Consider the following 15508-nt stretch of genomic DNA (forward strand, 5'->3'; position numbering starts at 1 on the left):
CGGGGCCGTGTTCCTCGCCACCCCGCTCCCCGATACGGGGTTAGATGGGCGCCGTGAGCACCGTGATCGACATCGACCCAGACCTCGTCCTCGACCTCAGGGACGTCTCGCTACGCCGCGACGGCACGAACCTCGTCGGGCCACTGACCTGGCAGGTGGAGTTGGACGAACGATGGGTGGTGCTGGGGCCCAATGGTGCGGGCAAGACGTCGCTGCTCAAGATCGCCGCCGCGCTCGAGTACCCGAGCACCGGGACCGCCGTGATCCTCGGCGAGCAGCTCGGCCGGACCGAGGTGACCGAGCTCCGTAGCCGCCTGGGGCTGTCCTCGGTCGCGGTCGCCGGCCGCATCCCGGGTGACGAGGTAGTGCAGGATCTGGTGGTCTCCGCCGGTTACGCGGTCCTGGGCCGGTGGCGTGAGCAGTACGACCGTCAGGATTTCGACCGTGCCGCGGACACCCTCGAGTCGATCGGCGCGGAGCACCTCGCGGAGCGGACCTGGGGCACCCTGTCGGAGGGTGAGCGCAAGCGGGTGCTCATCGCCCGCGCGCTGATGACCGACCCGGAACTGCTGCTCCTGGACGAGCCGGGCGCGGGGCTGGACCTGGGCGGCCGCGAGGATCTCGTCGCGCGGCTCGGGGACATGGCGATGGATCCGGACGCGCCCGCGACGGTCCTGGTGACCCATCACGTCGAGGAGATCCCCCCGGGCTTCACCCACGCGATGTTGCTGTCGGAGGGCGAGGTCACGGCGATGGGGCTGATCGACGACGTGATCACCTCGGAGAATCTCAGCCGGGCCTTCTCCCAGTCGATCGTCGTGGACGAGATCGACGGCCGTTATTTCGCGCGCCGCTCCCGCCGTGCCGGCCGGCATCGACGGGCATGACGACCCCGCCCGCGCCGTTCGACCCCGCGGCCGTCCCGATCCGTGAGGCCGCGACGGTCGCCCTGATCAGAGATTCGAGGGTCGGGGGCGGAGTGGAGGTATTCCTGCAGCATCGCGTGCCCACGATGCAGTTCGCCGCGGGTATGTCGGTGTTCCCCGGCGGCGGTGTGGAGCCGCGGGACTACCGCGGTACCCGCGCGTGGCGCGGCCCGGAGGCGCGGTGGTGGGCGAGCCGCTTCGCCATCGGCGAGGAGCGCGCGGCCGCCGCGGTGCGGGGTGTCGCGCGGGAACTGTTCGAGGAGACGGGGGTCCTGCTCGCCGAGCCCGAAACCGAACCCGAGCCCACACCGTCCGATCAGCCGGGCCACGCCGAGCGTCGCGCGCTCGACGCCGGCGAGGGGGACCTGGACGGTCTGCTGGCGCAGCACGGGCTGGTCCTGTCGGCGCATCTGTTGCGCCCGTGGGACCGGTGGACCACGCCGCTCGGCCCACCGCGCCGTTACGACACGCTGTTCTTCGTGGCGGCCCTGCCCGAGGGCGCCGAGCCGGACGCGGTCACGAGCGAGGCGCGGGCCGCCGAGTGGATCCGGGCGGAGGACGCGGCACTGGCGGGCACCCTGGGCCACCTGGGAATGCTCCGTCCGACGCTGCACGTGGTCTCGGACCTGGCCACGGCAGCGAATGTGGCCGAGGTCCTGGAGTGGGCGCGGACGATCGCGCCGGGCGGGAACTAGAGTGCGCTCGTGACCCCGGAGGATCTGGATTTTCTGCGCACCGACGCCGGACGGGCCCTGCTCGACCTCGCCGCCGGGCTCGACTTCTCCCGCGCTCACACGGTCGCCTCGACGGCGGCCGTCCGGCGCGCGGATCCCGAGCACGCGGCCGCGGCGATCGACGTGGTGACCGCGCGGTCGCGCGCCGTCGGCCGCATCCGGGGCGCGGAAAGGATGCTGCTCACTGACGAGGCGGTCCAACAGGCCACCGCCTGGCCCGTGGCGGCGCTGCGTGCGCGCCGCCTCGCCGGTCGCGACGTCCACGACGTGACCTGTTCGGTCGGGGCCGAGCTCGCGGAGTTGGTGCGTACCGCCGGGCGGGTGGTGGGCTCGGATCTGGATCCGGTGCGTGCGCGGATGGCCGCACACAACGTGCCGGACGCGCTGGTCTGTGTGGCCGACGCACTGTGCCCGCCGACGCGGGATGCCGTGGTGGTGGCGGACCCCGCGCGTCGGTCGGGCGGGCGGCGGATCCACGACCCGGCGCAGCTCAGCCCTTCGCTGCCGGCGCTGTTGGTGGCCGTCGCCGAGCGTGATCACGTGATCAAGTGCGCGCCCGGCCTCGACGTCTCGACGCTGGGGCACCGCGGAGCGGTGGAGGTGGTGTCGCTGGACGGGTCCGTGCGCGAGGCGTGTCTGTGGTCGCCGGGTCTGTCCGGCGGGGTGGGCCGTAGGGCCACGGTGGTGCGCACGTCGCCGGTCGACGCGCCGGGTCCGTGGGGTGCGCCGTGGATGAACGCGGACGGGGTCGCGGTCCACGTGGAGGAGGTGACCGATGGGGACGACGACGACGTCGACGCCTCCGGGGAACCGGACCGGTTCATCGTGGATCCGGACGGGGCCGTGGTCCGGGCGGGGCTGGTGCGGCACTGGGCCCGCCGACACGGGCTCCGGCAGTTGGACGCCCGGATCGCGCATCTGACCGGTCCGCGGATCCCGGGCGGGTACTCGGGCTTCGAGGTTCTCGACCGCTGCCGACTCGACCGCAAGGAGCTGCGCCGCGTCCTGCGCGAACGGGACTGCGGGTCGCTGGAGATCCTCGTCCGGGGAGTCGACGTGGACCCCGACACGCTGCGCCGCTCGCTCGCGCTGAAGGGGTCCCGGCCGCTGGCGCTCGTGGTGACACGCATCGAGCGGTCGGCGGTGGTCTTCGTGTGCGGACCGCGCACCCGCGCCGCGGACTAGTCGAAGACGTAGACCGCGCCGAGCCCGGTGGTCAGCATGATGCGGCCGTCGGAATCGATGCTCAGCCCGGACACCGGGCCGCCGGCCGCCGGCACCTCGATGCGGTGCAGGGTCTCGCCGCTGCCACCGTCGAGGAGATGCACGGCGATTCCGGGCACGCCGTCGGCCCCGTCGGTGCGCACCGCGACCAGCACCCTGCCGTCCTCGGTCGCCGCCGGGTTGGTCAGCTGCTGCAGATCGTCGCGCCGCCAGAGTTCCCGGCCGGAGCCGTCTTCCCCGTGGATGGCCACGACGGGTGACGGGCCGGCGTCGTCGTCGTGGTCGTCGTCGGTTCCCTTCCACATCGTCGTCGTGCGGCCTCCGGTGACCAGGGTCCCGTCCGGCAGCAGGGCCGGGGGCAGGTCCGGGCGGTAACCCACCGGTACCGACCACAACCGCGAGCCGTCGACGGCGGAGTAGGCGGCGAGGTCACCGTCGCGCGAGTGCACGTAGACCTCGCTCCGATCGTTCGACAGCACCGTCGGCACACCGAGGCGGCCGTCCGTCAGCGGCGCGCGCCAGAGCACCTCGAGGGCGCCGTCGACCGCGGCGGAGTCATCCGCGTTGTAGCGGAAGGCCACCAGTTCCGGTTCGTCGGCGGCGGGGGTCCACACGGTGACGTACGCGGTGGCCGACGAGGTGTCCACGGCGGCAGGGCCCGGCACGGGGCAGCCACGTTCGCCGATGCCGCACCACGGCAGTCCGTAGCCGCGATCATCGGTGCCGATCCGGCCCGCCAACCGCAGGTCGGGCGAGGCGTCCAGTCCCGTGTGTGCGTTGACGACCTTCGTGGCCCCCTGATGGGTGATCACCAGCAGGTGACGGTTGTCCAGCAACGTCACGGTGGTCGGCGTACCCCGGGTGGGCAGGAACCAGCGGTTCTCACCCTCCGACGCGACCGCGCCCACCCCGCCGAACATGGGCACGAACAACGACCCGCGGCCGTCGACGGTCGCCGTGATCCGCGGCCCGTCGGTGGGCAACCGCGTGCACCACCGCTTGCGGCCGTCGTCGGCGGAGAGGGAGAACAGATTACAGCCGCGCTCGGAGATCGTGGCCTGGAACGACGAGCCGATGCCGTCGGAGGAGGCGACGCCGATCGCCGGGGCGCCCAACGTGCGGGACCACAGCAACTCCGGGGCCTGCGACACGGAGGCGTGGGCCCGGCCCGAGTTGGGCGGGCCGCCTGTCACCGACGACCAGCTGGCGGCCTGCGGCAGGCGCGCATCGCCGCTCTCGGTGTGGGAGGTGCAGCCGGCGAGAAACGCCACCGCGAGAGCGGCGACGCCCAGTGCCCGCGCGACGCGCGGTGTCGTTGCCGGTCCCACAGATCCCCCCTCGTCCGCACTCCCGTGGTGAGAGTCACCGAATGAGACTAGTCGGCACCCCGGCACCCGCTGTGACGGACGCTCCGACGGAGGTGCCGACCGCGGGGGGAATCGGCGCGATCGGACCGCAGCCGGGCGGGCCCGCCATTACGGTGGCCGACATCACGACCGTCCCGACGAGAGGCTAACCACCCGCGATGACTGCTGATTCCGGACTTGATACCGCTCTGAGCCCGCTGGGTTTCCTCGAGAAGGCGGCCAGGGTGGTGCCCCACGCGATCGCGGTGGTGGACGGCCCCCGGCGCCAGACGTACGCCGAGTTCGCGGAACGGGCCACACGGATGGCCTCGTTGTTGAAGATGCGCGGCGTCGCGCGGGGCGACCGGGTCGGTGTGCTCGCGCCGAACTCGGCGGAGGCGCTGCTGGCGCAGTTCGGTGTCCCGCTCGCCGGTGGCGCGGTGGTCGCGCTCAACACCCGGCTCGCGCCCGCGGAGATCGCCTACATCGTCGACCACGCGGGCATCGAGGTCCTGATCGCCGACGCCGAACTGCTCGCGGGGCTCGGGGACGAGGTGCCCGAGCAGTTGCGCCTCATCCTCATCGCGCCCGACGCCGACGGTACCCAGCCCGACCCGGCCCGCTTCGGGCCCGTGGCCGAGGCGCTCGAGGAGGCGTTGGAGCTGGCCTCGCCGCGGGCCGTGCCCTGGACCGTCGACGACGAGGACTCGGTCATCGCCGTCAACTACACGTCCGGGACCACGGGCCGCCCCAAGGGCGTCATGTACACCCACCGCGGTGCCTACCTCAACGCACTGGGCGAGATCGTCACCCAGAAGCTCGACGCCGAGTCGCGCTACCTGTGGACACTGCCGATGTTCCACTGCAACGGGTGGTGCACCACGTGGGCGCTCACGGGCGCGCTCGGCACCCATGTGTGCCTGCGGGCGGTCCGCGGCGAGGACATCTGGCGGCTGTTCGACTCCGAGGGCGTCAACAGGCTCGCCGGCGCCCCGGCGGTGCTGTCCACGATCGCCGACGACCCGGCGGCCCGGCCCGTGGAGGGCATCAGCATGGTGACCGCCGGCGCCCCGCCGTCACCGACCATCCTGCGGCGGTTCGAGGACCTGCGTATCGACGTGACGCAGGTCTACGGCCTCACCGAGACCTACGGGCCGTTCACGGTGTGCACCCCCCAGCCCGACTGGGCTGACCTCGAGCCGGATGCGCGGGCTGCGCTCAAGTCCCGCCAGGGCGTGGCGATGATCCACGCCGACACCGTGCGCGTGGTCGAACGGACCTCCCCGGGTGAGACGACCCTGGTCGACGTGCCCGCGGACGGAGTCACGATGGGCGAGGTGGTCATGACCGGCAACGGCGTCATGAAGGGGTATTTCCAGGACCCCGACGCCACCGCCACCGCGTTCGCCGGCGGATGGTTCCACTCCGGGGACCTCGGCGTGATGCACCCGGACGGCTACGTCCAGCTCCTCGACCGGGCCAAGGACGTCGTGGTCTCTGGCGGCGAGAACATCTCGACGATCGAGGTCGAACAGGCGATCGCCTCACACCCGGACGTCGTGGATTGTGCGGTCGTCTCGATGCCCGACGAGAAGTGGGGGGAGCGGCCCAAGGCGTACGTCGTGGTGCGGCCCGGTTCCGAGCTCGACGAGGCGGGTCTGATCGAGCACTGCCGGACCAGGATCGCGCGGTACAAGGTGCCCGGGGCGGTGGAGCTCACCGAGGCGTTGCCGCGGACCTCGACGGGCAAGGTCCGAAAGAACGAACTGCGAGACGCCGCCTGGTCGGGCTGGGAGAAGCGCATCAACTGACGGCCCCGACACACCCTCTGCGGGCAGGGTGACGTTATTCTGTGTCGCAGGACCATAATCCGGTGTATTCCGCCGCACCTGACGGACCACACCCAGCCCCGACTCGCAGGAGGTCGACGCAGGCCCATGACGAACATCGTCGTACTGATCAAGCAGGTTCCCGATACGTACTCCGAGCGCAAGCTCTCCGATGGGGACTTCACCCTGGACCGCGAGGCCGCCGACGCGGTTCTGGACGAGATCAACGAGAAGGCCGTCGAGCAGGCTCTCCAGATCAAGGCGGCCGACGGTGGCGAGGTCACCGTCCTGTGTGCCGGTCCGGACCGCGCCACCGAGGCGATCCGCAAGGCGCTGTCGATGGGTGCCGACAAGGCCGTCCACCTCAACGACGAGGCGCTGCACGGCTCCGACGTCGTCCAGACCTCGTGGGCTCTCGCCAACGTCCTGGGCACCATCGAGGGCACCGAACTGGTGGTCTGCGGTAACGAGGCCACCGACGGCCGTATGGGCGCGCTCCCGGCCATCCTCGCCGAGTACCTCGGACTGCCGCACCTGACCCACATGCGGACCCTCGAGGTCTCCGGTGGCGTCGCCAAGGGCGAGCGCGAGACCGATGAGGGCGTCTTCGAGGTCGAGGCACAGCTGCCCTGCGTCGTGTCCGTCGGCGAGAAGATCAACGAGCCGCGCTTCCCGTCGTTCAAGGGGATCATGGCGGCCAAGAAGAAGCCGGTCGAGACCCTGACCCTGGCCGACACCAACGTCGAGGCCGGGCAGGTCGGCAAGGACAACGCCGCCTCCACCGTCACCGCTTCGACCCCCAAGCCGCCGCGCACCGCGGGCGAGAAGGTCACCGACGAGGGCGAGGGCGGCAACGACGTCGCCAAGTACCTCGTCGCGCAGAAGCTCATCTGACCCGAGCTCAACCGACCGACTCATCCCAGACTTTTCAAGGAGAATCCACCATGGCTGAAGTCCTCGTCGCGGTCGAGCATGTCGACGGCGAACTCAAGAAGGTCACCCTCGAGCTGCTGACCGCCGCCCGCGCGCTCGGCGAGCCGTCCGCTGTCGTGTTCGGTGAGTCCGGCTCCGCTGCCGCTCTCACCGACGCCCTCAAGGAGGCCGGCGCGGAGAAGATCTACGTCGCCGAGGGCGATGCGGTCCAGAACTTCCTCGTCACCCCGAAGGTCGACGTCCTGGCCGGTCTGGCCGAACAGGGCGCCGCCGCAGTGCTGCTCGCCGCCACGTTCGAGGGCAAGGAGGTCGCCGGACGACTGGCGGCCCGTACCGGCTCCGGCATCCTCGGCGACGTCGTCGAGATCCGTGAGGACGGCTCCGCCGTCCACTCGATCTTCGGTGGCGCGTACACCGTCGAGGCGACCGTCTCCGGCGACACCCCCGTCTACACCGTGCGCCCGGGCTCCGTCGAGGCCACCCCGGCCGCCGGGGCCGGCGAGGTCGTCGAGGTCCAGGTCCCGGAGCCCGAGAACGCCGCCAAGGTGATCTCGAGCAACCCGATCGTCGGCGGCGACCGCCCCGAGCTCACCGAGGCCACCGTCGTGGTCGCCGGTGGCCGTGGCGTCGGTTCGGCAGAGAAGTTCGAAGAGGTCGTCGAGCCGCTCGCCGATTCTCTCAAGGGTGCCGTCGGCGCGTCGCGTGCCGCGGTCGACTCGGGCTACTACCCGGGCCAGTTCCAGGTCGGTCAGACCGGTAAGACGGTCTCGCCGCAGCTGTACATCGCCCTGGGCATCTCCGGCGCCATCCAGCACCGCGCCGGTATGCAGACCTCCAAGACGATCGTCGCCGTCAACAAGGACGAAGAGGCCCCGATCTTCGAGATCGCGGACTACGGCATCGTGGGCGACCTGTTCAACGTCGCCCCGCAGCTCACCGAGGCCATCAACGCCCGCAAGTGAGCCGCGTCTGAGCACTGACGCCCCGGCGTCGACGTGCTCCCACTGAACCCCGACACCCCTGCGGTGCCGGGGTTCAGTGCGTTCGGGCGTATCCTTGCCTGCGATATGCGCACCACCCGTCCCGTCCACTATCTGGACCACGCCGCGACCACTCCGATGCGACCGGCGGCCGTCGCCGCCTACACCGAGGCCGCCTCGACCGTGGGCAACGCCTCGTCGCTCCACGGTTCCGGTCGGCGCGCGCGACGGCGCGTCGAGGAAGCCCGGGAACTGCTTGCGCACCACCTGGGTTGCCGACCCTCTGAGGTGGTGTTCACCTCCGGCGGGACCGAGGCCGACAACCTGGCCGTCATCGGTCTGGCGACAGCCTCGTCCGGTGACGTGGTGGCCGTCGGCGCCGCCGAGCACCACTCGGTCCTCGATGCCGCGGAACACCTGACCACCGGGCGCGGCGGGCGCAAAGACGTCCGTGTCCTGCCCGTCGACTCGCGCGGTGTGGTGCTGGCGGGGACCGTGCGCGACCTCGCGGGCGAGGTCGGGCCCCGGCTCGCACTGGTCGCGACGATGCTGGCCAACAACGAGATCGGCAGCATCACCGACGTGGCGGCGGTCGCCGGGCCCGCGCGCGCCGTGGGCGCGTCGGTCCACACCGACGCGGTGCAGGCGGTCGGACACGTTCCCGTGGACTTCGAGGCGCTCGGAGTGACCTCGATGAGCCTGTCCGCGCACAAGTTCGGCGGCCCGCTGGGCGTCGGCGCACTGTTGCTCGACCGCGGCGCGGAGATCGAGCCCATCGGATTCGGCGGGGGACAGGAACGGGACCTGCGTTCCGGCTCCGTCGATGTGCCCGGGGTCGTGGCCATGGCGGCGGCGCTCGACGAGGCGGCCCGGGAGATGGAATCCGAGGCCCGGCGACTGTCCGGCCTACGTGACCGGCTCATGGAGGGCGTCCGCGCCACCGTCCCCGGGGTCATCGCCAACGGCGGGGGAGACCGACTCCCGGGGATCGCGAATCTCACCTTCCCCGGATGCTCCGGGGAGTCGCTGATCCTGCTGCTGGATGCCGCCGGGATCGAGTGCTCGACGGGCTCGGCCTGCACGGCCGGTGTCGCCGAGCCCAGTCACGTCCTGCTGGCCGCCGGGGCCGACGAGGCGGCAGCGCGCAGCAGCCTACGGCTGAGCTTGGGATACACCACCACGGAGGCTGACGTGGACGCCACGATCGCCGCCCTCGGGCCGGCGGCCGAGCGGGCCCGCGTCGCCGGACTCGGGCTGTCCCGCGCAGGGGCGGGGGCGTCATGAGGGTTCTCGCCGCGATGAGCGGCGGAGTGGACTCCGCGGTGGCGGCCGCGAGAGCGGTCGCCGCCGGACACGACGTGGTGGGCGTGCACCTGGCGCTCAGCGCCGACCCGGCCACCCTGCGGACCGGTTCCCGCGGCTGCTGTTCCCGGGAGGACGCCGGTGACGCCCGACGCGTAGCCGACCTGCTGGGCATCCCGTTCTACGTCTGGGACTTCGCCGAGCGATTCCGCGCGGACGTGATCGACGACTTCGTCGACTCCTACGCCAGAGGGGAGACCCCCAACCCGTGCCTGCGCTGCAACGAGCGCATCAAGTTCGAAGCCCTGCTGGAGCGGGGAATGGCGCTGGGCTTCGACGCGGTGGCCACCGGCCACTACGCGCGGCTCTCGCACGAGGAACTCGCGGACGGTTCGACCCGGCCGGTCCTGCGTCGCGCGATCGACGAGGCGAAGGACCAGTCCTACGTTCTGGGCGTCCTCACGCCACGACAGCTGGCCCACTCGATGTTCCCCCTCGGGGACACCCACAAGTCCGAGATCCGGGCGGAGGCGGACGCGGCCGGCCTGCCGGTGGCGTCCAAGCCGGACAGTCACGACATCTGCTTCATCCCCTCCGGGGACACGCAGGCCTTCCTCGGCGCCCACATCGGACTGCGGCCGGGCGCCGTGGTGGACGCGGACTCCGGCGATGAACTCGGCCGGCACGACGGCGTCCACGGCTTCACCATCGGCCAGCGCAAGGGACTCGGACTGCCGGGCCCCGCGCCGGACGGACGCCCCCGGTACGTGACGGCGATCGACGCGGACAGCGGGACCGTCACCGTCGGCGGAGCCGATCATCTGCTCTCGGCAGCGATGACCGCCACCTCGCCGTACTGGTTGGTCGACGACGATATCCGGGAGACCGACTGTCGGATCCAGATCCGGGCACACGGTGAGGCGACCCCGGGCCACGTCCGGCGCGTCGGCGAAGGTCCGGACGCCCGCCTCGAGATCACCCTCGACGAGCCGGTGCGTGGCGTGGCGCCCGGCCAGGCCGCCGTGCTCTACCGCCCCGAGCCGGAGGGCGACCGCGTCCTGGGTAGCGGGACGATCTCGGTCGCGCGCCCGGCGGCGGGGGCTCCGTGAGCACGGTGGCCCCGGTGGCCCCGGCCCACACCGGCCCCGGCCCGATGCCGGGCAGCGACCCCCGGGAAGCCGCCCGGATCGTGATGGGCGAATGTCCCGGCCTGCCCTTCCTGCCCGAGTTGCCCGGGCGCGGGCCGGGCGCCGACCTGGCCGGCCGCTCACTCGCGATGCTGGCGGACCTGCCGGTCGACATCTCGCCGCGTGGCTGGCGGCTGGCGCAGTCACGGGGACGGCTGGCGCGCGTTGCCGCGGACCTGGTGGATCGTGACGGCGACGCCCTCGAGGAAGCCGACGAGCTGGCCCGCGACCCTGAATCCGAGCCCCTTGCCGCAGAACGGCGGCTCCAGGTCCGGGTGGTGGGTCCCTGGACGCTCGCGGCGGGCCTCGAGTTACCGGGCGGTCTACCGGTGTTGACCGACCGCGGGGCGAGGCGGGACCTGGCGGCCTCGCTCGCGGAGGGCTCCGCGGCGTGGGCGGCTCGACTCGCGGGACGGATGCGCGCGGGGGCCCGAATCGTGCTGGACGAACCGATGCTCTGGCGGGTCGCGGCAGGGACGGTTCCCGCCCCGAGCCACTTCGATCCGATTCCGCCCGTGCCCGTCGAGCAACTCGCGCTGGCGTTGTGTCGATTCGCGGACGCGCTGAGGGCCGCCGGGGCGGACGAGGTCCTGTTGCGGGTACCCACCACGTCCGGGCCCGAGGCGCCGGCCCTGTTCACCGCCTTCGCCGAGACACCTCGCGGCGAGACCCCGCTCGACGGTCTGTGTCTCGATGCTGCGCCCCTCTATGCGGCGCGTTCACACGACGCCCTCGACGCGGCGGGGACGGTGCTCGGCGACGGACGCATCCTGCAACTGGAGGGCGCCGCGGGAGTCGGTCGGCCGATCGCCGACCGGGCCGCGGCCGAACAGGCGGCGAACGCTCTTCTCGGTCTGCTCGACCGACTGGCCGCGCCCCGGTACGAGAGCCTAGCGAGGCTCGTGCTCACACCGACCGAAGGCCAGGTGGCCCGGGATTCGAGCGCCACCACCCGTGCCCTGGCCGGCGTCCGTCAGATGGCCGAGATCGCTCCGCACATCGCCGAGTAGCGTCCGAGGGCGGGCACGGCCGCGATATCAGACCGCGGCCAGCGGCCATGCGATGTTGACTCCCGAGGCGTCCTTGCCGGTTCGCTCGAGGTAGGCGGCGAAGTCCCGCTGCCGTTCCTCGTGCCATCGGGCCTGCTGCTCGTTGACCTCTCGCCAGTCCGTACCGGCGAGATCCGGGAGTGCGCCGAGCAGTTTCCACGCGAGCCTTGCTGCGGCCAGCGCGTCGGCGGACGCCTCATGCGCGTTCTCCAGGCGTACACCGTGGATCTCGCAGACCGCTTCCAGCGTGCGCTTGCCCTTGCGATACGGGTCGGTCGCCCGGTCCACCACGAACGGGTCGAGGACAGGCCCGAGGATCTCGAAGGTGGGGTCCCAGCGGCGCAGGATGGTCAGATCGAAACACGCGTTGAAGGCCACCAGGGTCCGGCCCTCGCGCCAGCCGCGGCGGATGCCGGCCACCGTCTCGGCGATCACGTCGGCATGCAGGCGGCCGTTTGCCCGCGCGTGTTCGGTGGTGATCCCGTGGACCGCCGTGGCACCCTCGGGAATCTCCACACCCGGGTCCGCGAGCCAGGTGCGTTCGTGTTTACGGGCACCGTCGATGGCCAGTAATGCCGACGTGACCACATGTGCTGTCCGGGGGTCGGGACCGGTGGTCTCGAGGTCGAACGCCAGCAGACGGGTGCGGTCGATGGTGCCGGGGGCCTGGATATCGTTTGTCATGGTCATACCGTAGGGCAGCACTCCGACAATCCGGTTGCGGGCGGGACTAACCTGTCCACGTGAGCGAACCCGTCGATATCAGTGAGCCCGCCGGCACCGGGGACATCCCGCCCGAGGTGCGGCATTCGTGGAACGAGCTTGCAGAAACCGTCCGCGATCATCAGTTCCGGTACTACGTCAAGGACGCGCCGATCGTCTCCGATGCGGAGTTCGACAAGCTGTTCGTGCGACTGCAGGAGCTCGAGGAGCGCCACCCGGGACTGCGGGGTGCGGACTCGCCCACGCAGCTCGTCGGTGGTGGCTTCTCCACGGACTTCGCACCGGTCGAGCACCTCGAGCGGATGACGAGTCTGGACAACGTGTTCTCCGAGGACGAGCTCCGTGACTGGATCGCCTCCGCAGTTGAGCAGGCCAACGTCGCCGAGGACGCGTTGCCGTTCCTCTGCGAGGTCAAGATCGACGGCGTCGCGCTGGACCTCGTCTACCGCGAGGGCAAGCTCGTCAGCGCCGCCACCAGAGGGGACGGCCGCACCGGCGAGGACGTAACGCTCAACGCGCGGACGATCGACGACATCCCGGTGGCCCTGACCGCGACTCAGGACCGGCCGGTGCCCGCCCTGCTCGAGGTCAGGGGGGAGGTGTTCTTCCGCCTGGAGGACTTCTCCGACCTCAATGCCGGGCTCGTCGCGGAGGGCAAGGCCCCGTTCGCCAACCCCCGGAACAGCGCAGCGGGATCGCTGCGGCAGAAGAACCCGGCGATCACGGCCCGGCGCCGCCTCCGGATGTACTGCCACGGGCTGGGCGCGGTGGAGGGCGCGACCTTCGACAGCCTTCACGATGTCTATCTCGCCCTCGCCGACTGGGGACTGCCCGTCTCGCCCTACACCGCGCCGGCCACCGGAACAGATGCCGTCCTCGAGCGGGTCCGGTACTGGGGAGAGCACCGCGGCGATCCAGAGCACGAGATCGACGGACTCGTGGTGAAGATCGACGACAGGGCGGTCCAGCGGCGCCTCGGCCAGACCTCACGTGCGCCGAGATGGGCGATCGCGTTCAAGTACCCGCCGGAAGAGGTCATGACCCGACTGCTCGACATCCGGGTCTCGGTGGGGCGGACCGGGCGCGTGACCCCGTTCGCGTACATGGAGCCGGTGCTCGTCGCCGGGTCGACGGTGTCGCTGGCCACTCTGCACAACCAGACCGAGGTGATCCGGAAGGGCGTCCTCATCGGGGACACGGTGGTCATACGCAAGGCGGGCGACGTGATTCCGGAGGTGCTGGGGCCCGTCGTGGATCGACGGGACGGGAGTGAGCGCGAGTTCGTCTTCCCCGAACGGTGCCCCGAATGCGATACCGTGCTGGCGCCGGCCAGGGAAGGCGATGCCGACTGGAGGTGTCCTAACCAGCGATCTTGTCCTGCGCAATTGCGCGAGCGACTGTTCTACCTGGCCTCCCGCAACGCCCTGGACATCGAAGCGCTCGGGTACGAGGGTGCATCGGATCTTCTCTCCAGTGGGGTGCTGGAGAACGAGGCCACACTCTTCGACCTCACCGAGGCGGACCTGCTCCGGACTGATCTCTACACCCGTACCGACAAGGCAACCAAGAAGCAGATCGAGGGTGGTGCCGAACCCCAACGGACAGTCCTCACCGAGAACGGCCGCAAGTTGCTGGCCAACCTCGCCACCGCCAAGCAGCGCCCACTGTGGCGCGTGCTTGTCGCGTTGTCGATCCGGCACGTCGGCCCGACCGCGGCCAGGGCGCTCGCGACGCGTTTCGGCACCATGGAGGCCATCCGCGCGGCGAGCCAGGAGGAGTTGGCGGAGACGGACGGGGTAGGCGGCACCATCGCCACATCGGTGGTCGAGTGGTTCGACGTCGACTGGCACAGGGAGATCGTCGACCGGTGGGCGGCAGCCGGGGTCTCGATGGCGGACGAACGGGACGAGTCGATCCCGCGCACGCTGGAGGGGCTGACGATCGTCGCGACCGGATCGCTCGAGGGCTTCACCCGGGACGGGATCAAGGAGGCGATCATCTCCCGCGGAGGCAAGGCGTCGGGCTCGGTGTCCAGGAAGACCGACTATGTGGTGGTGGGGGACAACCCCGGATCGAAGGCCGCAAAGGCGGAGGAACTCGGACTGACGATCCTCGACGAGGCCGGGTTCGTCGAGCTTCTCGCAAGCGGCCCCGCCCCCGACGGCGCCGCGGAGGATTCGGCCGGGTGACGCCGGCGACGCCCCTGCTCCAGTTTCCCTGGCCGCTCGTGTTCGGGGCCGCGGTTGGTCTGGTGTTCGCGGTCGGCATCAGTTTCTGGAGTCTCCGGAGCAGGGGAGCGCCGGGCATCGTCGCGCTCGTAGCCACAGCACTGACGGGTGCGTCGGCCGGTGCGTTCCTTACGCTGCTGTGGCTCTGGATGGTCCCTATGTCCAGACCCGCGGCCTGCCTCTATTCGTGCGCGGAGATGCAGTTCCTGTCGAACGAGCAGTTCCGGCAGATGATGATCATGATCGATCTGGCGTGGATCCTGCCGGTGGCAGCCCTGTTTTTCGCGGCGATCGCCGCCTGGGCGAGGAAACTGGGCTGACAGTTCTCGTCAGCCCGCCAGGAGGGTCCGCAGGATCCCGGTGAGGTACCCCAGCCTGGCGATCTCGGACGGCCGGAACGAGGGACCGCCCGGCCGGCCCACCACCAGCACCTGACCCGCCGGGAGCGGGGCCGCCGCGAGCGCGGTGTCCATGGCCACCCAGCTCGCCGGCGTGTCGTCGTCGTCTTCCAGTGCGACGGCTCGCTCCAGGCCGCACAGCGCCGCGACCCTGCCGCCCTCCCACATGGGGGCGGATTCGCCGCGCGCGACCAGCTGGCAGGCCTCGCCCGTGACGTCCACCACCAGCGCCCACCCGACCCGCAATGCCGCCGGCAACTCGTCGGCGAGCAACTGTGCGGCGCCCGCACCCGCGCCGGCGACCGCGTCGACCAGTTCGAGCTCTCGGTGCGCGTCGAGGATCCCGCCGAACGGACGTAGGGAGTCGACCAGCACGCCGTCGAGCCGTTCGGCCGCGGTGATGAGTGTGTCCGGGAAGGTCCCGTGGGGTACGTGCACCACGATGTCGTCCACCGCCACCCCGTCGAATCGGTCCACGACGTCCAGGCTGATGATGTCCGCGCCCGCGGTTCCCAGTGCCACGGCGAGCGATCCGAGGCTCCCCGGTCGGTCGGGAAGCAGGACGCGGAGCAGATAAGACATGACGCCATTGTGCCGCACCGATCCGGGCTGACTAGGCTGGGCCGGTACCGACCACGTCACGGAAAGG

General features: G+C 71.2%; 14 protein-coding genes. 11 read left to right on the top strand and 3 right to left on the bottom strand.

Annotation, left to right across the window (positions count from 1 at the left end; genetic code table 11):
- Positions 1 to 44: 44 nt before the first annotated feature.
- Genes ACWIFB_RS14635 through ACWIFB_RS14645 form a run of 3 tightly spaced genes read left to right on the top strand, consistent with a single transcriptional unit; the run spans position 45 to position 2845 of the window.
- The gene (locus ACWIFB_RS14635; protein ID WP_344993195.1) at positions 45 to 887 is read left to right on the top strand and encodes an ABC transporter ATP-binding protein; all 843 of its coding nucleotides are present in this window, start codon (positions 45 to 47) and stop codon (positions 885 to 887) included.
- Positions 884 to 1621, top strand: coding sequence for an NUDIX hydrolase (locus ACWIFB_RS14640; RefSeq protein WP_454058645.1), 738 nt, complete (start codon positions 884 to 886; stop codon positions 1619 to 1621). The genes ACWIFB_RS14635 and ACWIFB_RS14640 overlap by 4 nt, the downstream gene beginning before the upstream one ends.
- A 9-nt stretch (positions 1622 to 1630) precedes the next feature.
- Positions 1631 to 2845 (top strand): THUMP-like domain-containing protein, encoded by a 1215-nt coding sequence (locus ACWIFB_RS14645; RefSeq protein ID WP_452099967.1) that lies wholly within the window; start codon positions 1631 to 1633, stop codon positions 2843 to 2845.
- On the opposite strand, the gene ACWIFB_RS14650 is transcribed toward ACWIFB_RS14645, so the two are convergent.
- The gene (locus ACWIFB_RS14650) at positions 2842 to 4212 is read right to left on the bottom strand and encodes an outer membrane protein assembly factor BamB family protein (protein WP_452099966.1); all 1371 of its coding nucleotides are present in this window, start codon (positions 4210 to 4212) and stop codon (positions 2842 to 2844) included. The genes ACWIFB_RS14645 and ACWIFB_RS14650 overlap by 4 nt on opposite strands.
- A gap of 197 nt (positions 4213 to 4409) precedes the next feature.
- Here ACWIFB_RS14650 and ACWIFB_RS14655 point away from each other — a divergent pair, with 197 nt between their 5' ends.
- The 6 genes from ACWIFB_RS14655 to ACWIFB_RS14680 all read left to right on the top strand — a co-directional run bounded on the left by ACWIFB_RS14655 (position 4410) and on the right by ACWIFB_RS14680 (position 11471).
- Positions 4410 to 6041: an AMP-binding protein gene (locus tag ACWIFB_RS14655; RefSeq protein WP_454058646.1), complete on the top strand. Its 1632-nt coding sequence runs from the start codon at positions 4410 to 4412 to the stop codon at positions 6039 to 6041.
- A gap of 126 nt (positions 6042 to 6167) precedes the next feature.
- Positions 6168 to 6953: an electron transfer flavoprotein subunit beta/FixA family protein gene (locus tag ACWIFB_RS14660; protein ID WP_454058647.1), complete on the top strand. Its 786-nt coding sequence runs from the start codon at positions 6168 to 6170 to the stop codon at positions 6951 to 6953.
- A gap of 50 nt (positions 6954 to 7003) precedes the next feature.
- Entirely contained in the window at positions 7004 to 7954 is a 951-nt protein-coding gene (locus ACWIFB_RS14665; protein ID WP_230928692.1) for an electron transfer flavoprotein subunit alpha/FixB family protein, read from the top strand.
- Positions 7955 to 8059: 105 nt separating this feature from the next.
- Positions 8060 to 9256 (top strand): cysteine desulfurase family protein, encoded by a 1197-nt coding sequence (locus ACWIFB_RS14670; RefSeq protein ID WP_452099964.1) that lies wholly within the window; start codon positions 8060 to 8062, stop codon positions 9254 to 9256.
- Positions 9253 to 10383: a tRNA 2-thiouridine(34) synthase MnmA gene (mnmA, locus tag ACWIFB_RS14675; protein ID WP_452099963.1), complete on the top strand. Its 1131-nt coding sequence runs from the start codon at positions 9253 to 9255 to the stop codon at positions 10381 to 10383. The genes ACWIFB_RS14670 and mnmA overlap by 4 nt, the downstream gene beginning before the upstream one ends.
- Positions 10380 to 11471, top strand: coding sequence for a cobalamin-independent methionine synthase (locus tag ACWIFB_RS14680; protein ID WP_452099962.1), 1092 nt, complete (start codon positions 10380 to 10382; stop codon positions 11469 to 11471). The genes mnmA and ACWIFB_RS14680 overlap by 4 nt, the downstream gene beginning before the upstream one ends.
- A 27-nt stretch (positions 11472 to 11498) precedes the next feature.
- Here the strand turns inward: ACWIFB_RS14680 and ACWIFB_RS14685 are convergent, their stop codons facing one another.
- Positions 11499 to 12194 carry an exonuclease domain-containing protein gene (locus tag ACWIFB_RS14685; protein ID WP_452099961.1) on the bottom strand — a complete coding sequence of 232 codons (696 nt, stop codon included), beginning with the start codon at positions 12192 to 12194 and terminating at the stop codon, positions 11499 to 11501.
- Between the two features lie 59 nt (positions 12195 to 12253).
- Here ACWIFB_RS14685 and ligA point away from each other — a divergent pair, with 59 nt between their 5' ends.
- Entirely contained in the window at positions 12254 to 14422 is a 2169-nt protein-coding gene (gene ligA / locus ACWIFB_RS14690; protein WP_452099960.1) for an NAD-dependent DNA ligase LigA, read from the top strand.
- Positions 14419 to 14781: a hypothetical protein gene (locus ACWIFB_RS14695; protein ID WP_452099959.1), complete on the top strand. Its 363-nt coding sequence runs from the start codon at positions 14419 to 14421 to the stop codon at positions 14779 to 14781. The genes ligA and ACWIFB_RS14695 overlap by 4 nt, the downstream gene beginning before the upstream one ends.
- A gap of 9 nt (positions 14782 to 14790) precedes the next feature.
- Here the strand turns inward: ACWIFB_RS14695 and ACWIFB_RS14700 are convergent, their stop codons facing one another.
- The gene (locus tag ACWIFB_RS14700) at positions 14791 to 15441 is read right to left on the bottom strand and encodes an amino acid-binding protein (RefSeq protein WP_452099958.1); all 651 of its coding nucleotides are present in this window, start codon (positions 15439 to 15441) and stop codon (positions 14791 to 14793) included.
- Between the last annotated feature and the right edge of the window lie 67 nt (positions 15442 to 15508).

The sequence above is a fragment of the Dietzia sp. NPDC055340 genome, from assembly GCF_053645335.1.

Excerpts from the sequence above, each read along its gene's own strand:
- ACWIFB_RS14670 (WP_452099964.1), top strand. The coding sequence starts at position 8,060 with ATGCGCACCACCCGTCCCGTCCACTATCTGGACCACGCCGCGACCACT.
- ACWIFB_RS14665 (WP_230928692.1), top strand. The coding sequence starts at position 7,004 with ATGGCTGAAGTCCTCGTCGCGGTCGAGCATGTCGACGGCGAACTCAAG.
- ACWIFB_RS14655 (WP_454058646.1), top strand. The coding sequence starts at position 4,410 with ATGACTGCTGATTCCGGACTTGATACCGCTCTGAGCCCGCTGGGTTTC.
- ACWIFB_RS14685 (WP_452099961.1), bottom strand. The coding sequence starts at position 12,194 with ATGACAAACGATATCCAGGCCCCCGGCACCATCGACCGCACCCGTCTG.
- ACWIFB_RS14700 (WP_452099958.1), bottom strand. The coding sequence starts at position 15,441 with ATGTCTTATCTGCTCCGCGTCCTGCTTCCCGACCGACCGGGGAGCCTC.
- ACWIFB_RS14635 (WP_344993195.1), top strand. The coding sequence starts at position 45 with ATGGGCGCCGTGAGCACCGTGATCGACATCGACCCAGACCTCGTCCTC.
- ACWIFB_RS14640 (WP_454058645.1), top strand. The coding sequence starts at position 884 with ATGACGACCCCGCCCGCGCCGTTCGACCCCGCGGCCGTCCCGATCCGT.
- mnmA (WP_452099963.1), top strand. The coding sequence starts at position 9,253 with ATGAGGGTTCTCGCCGCGATGAGCGGCGGAGTGGACTCCGCGGTGGCG.
- ACWIFB_RS14660 (WP_454058647.1), top strand. The coding sequence starts at position 6,168 with ATGACGAACATCGTCGTACTGATCAAGCAGGTTCCCGATACGTACTCC.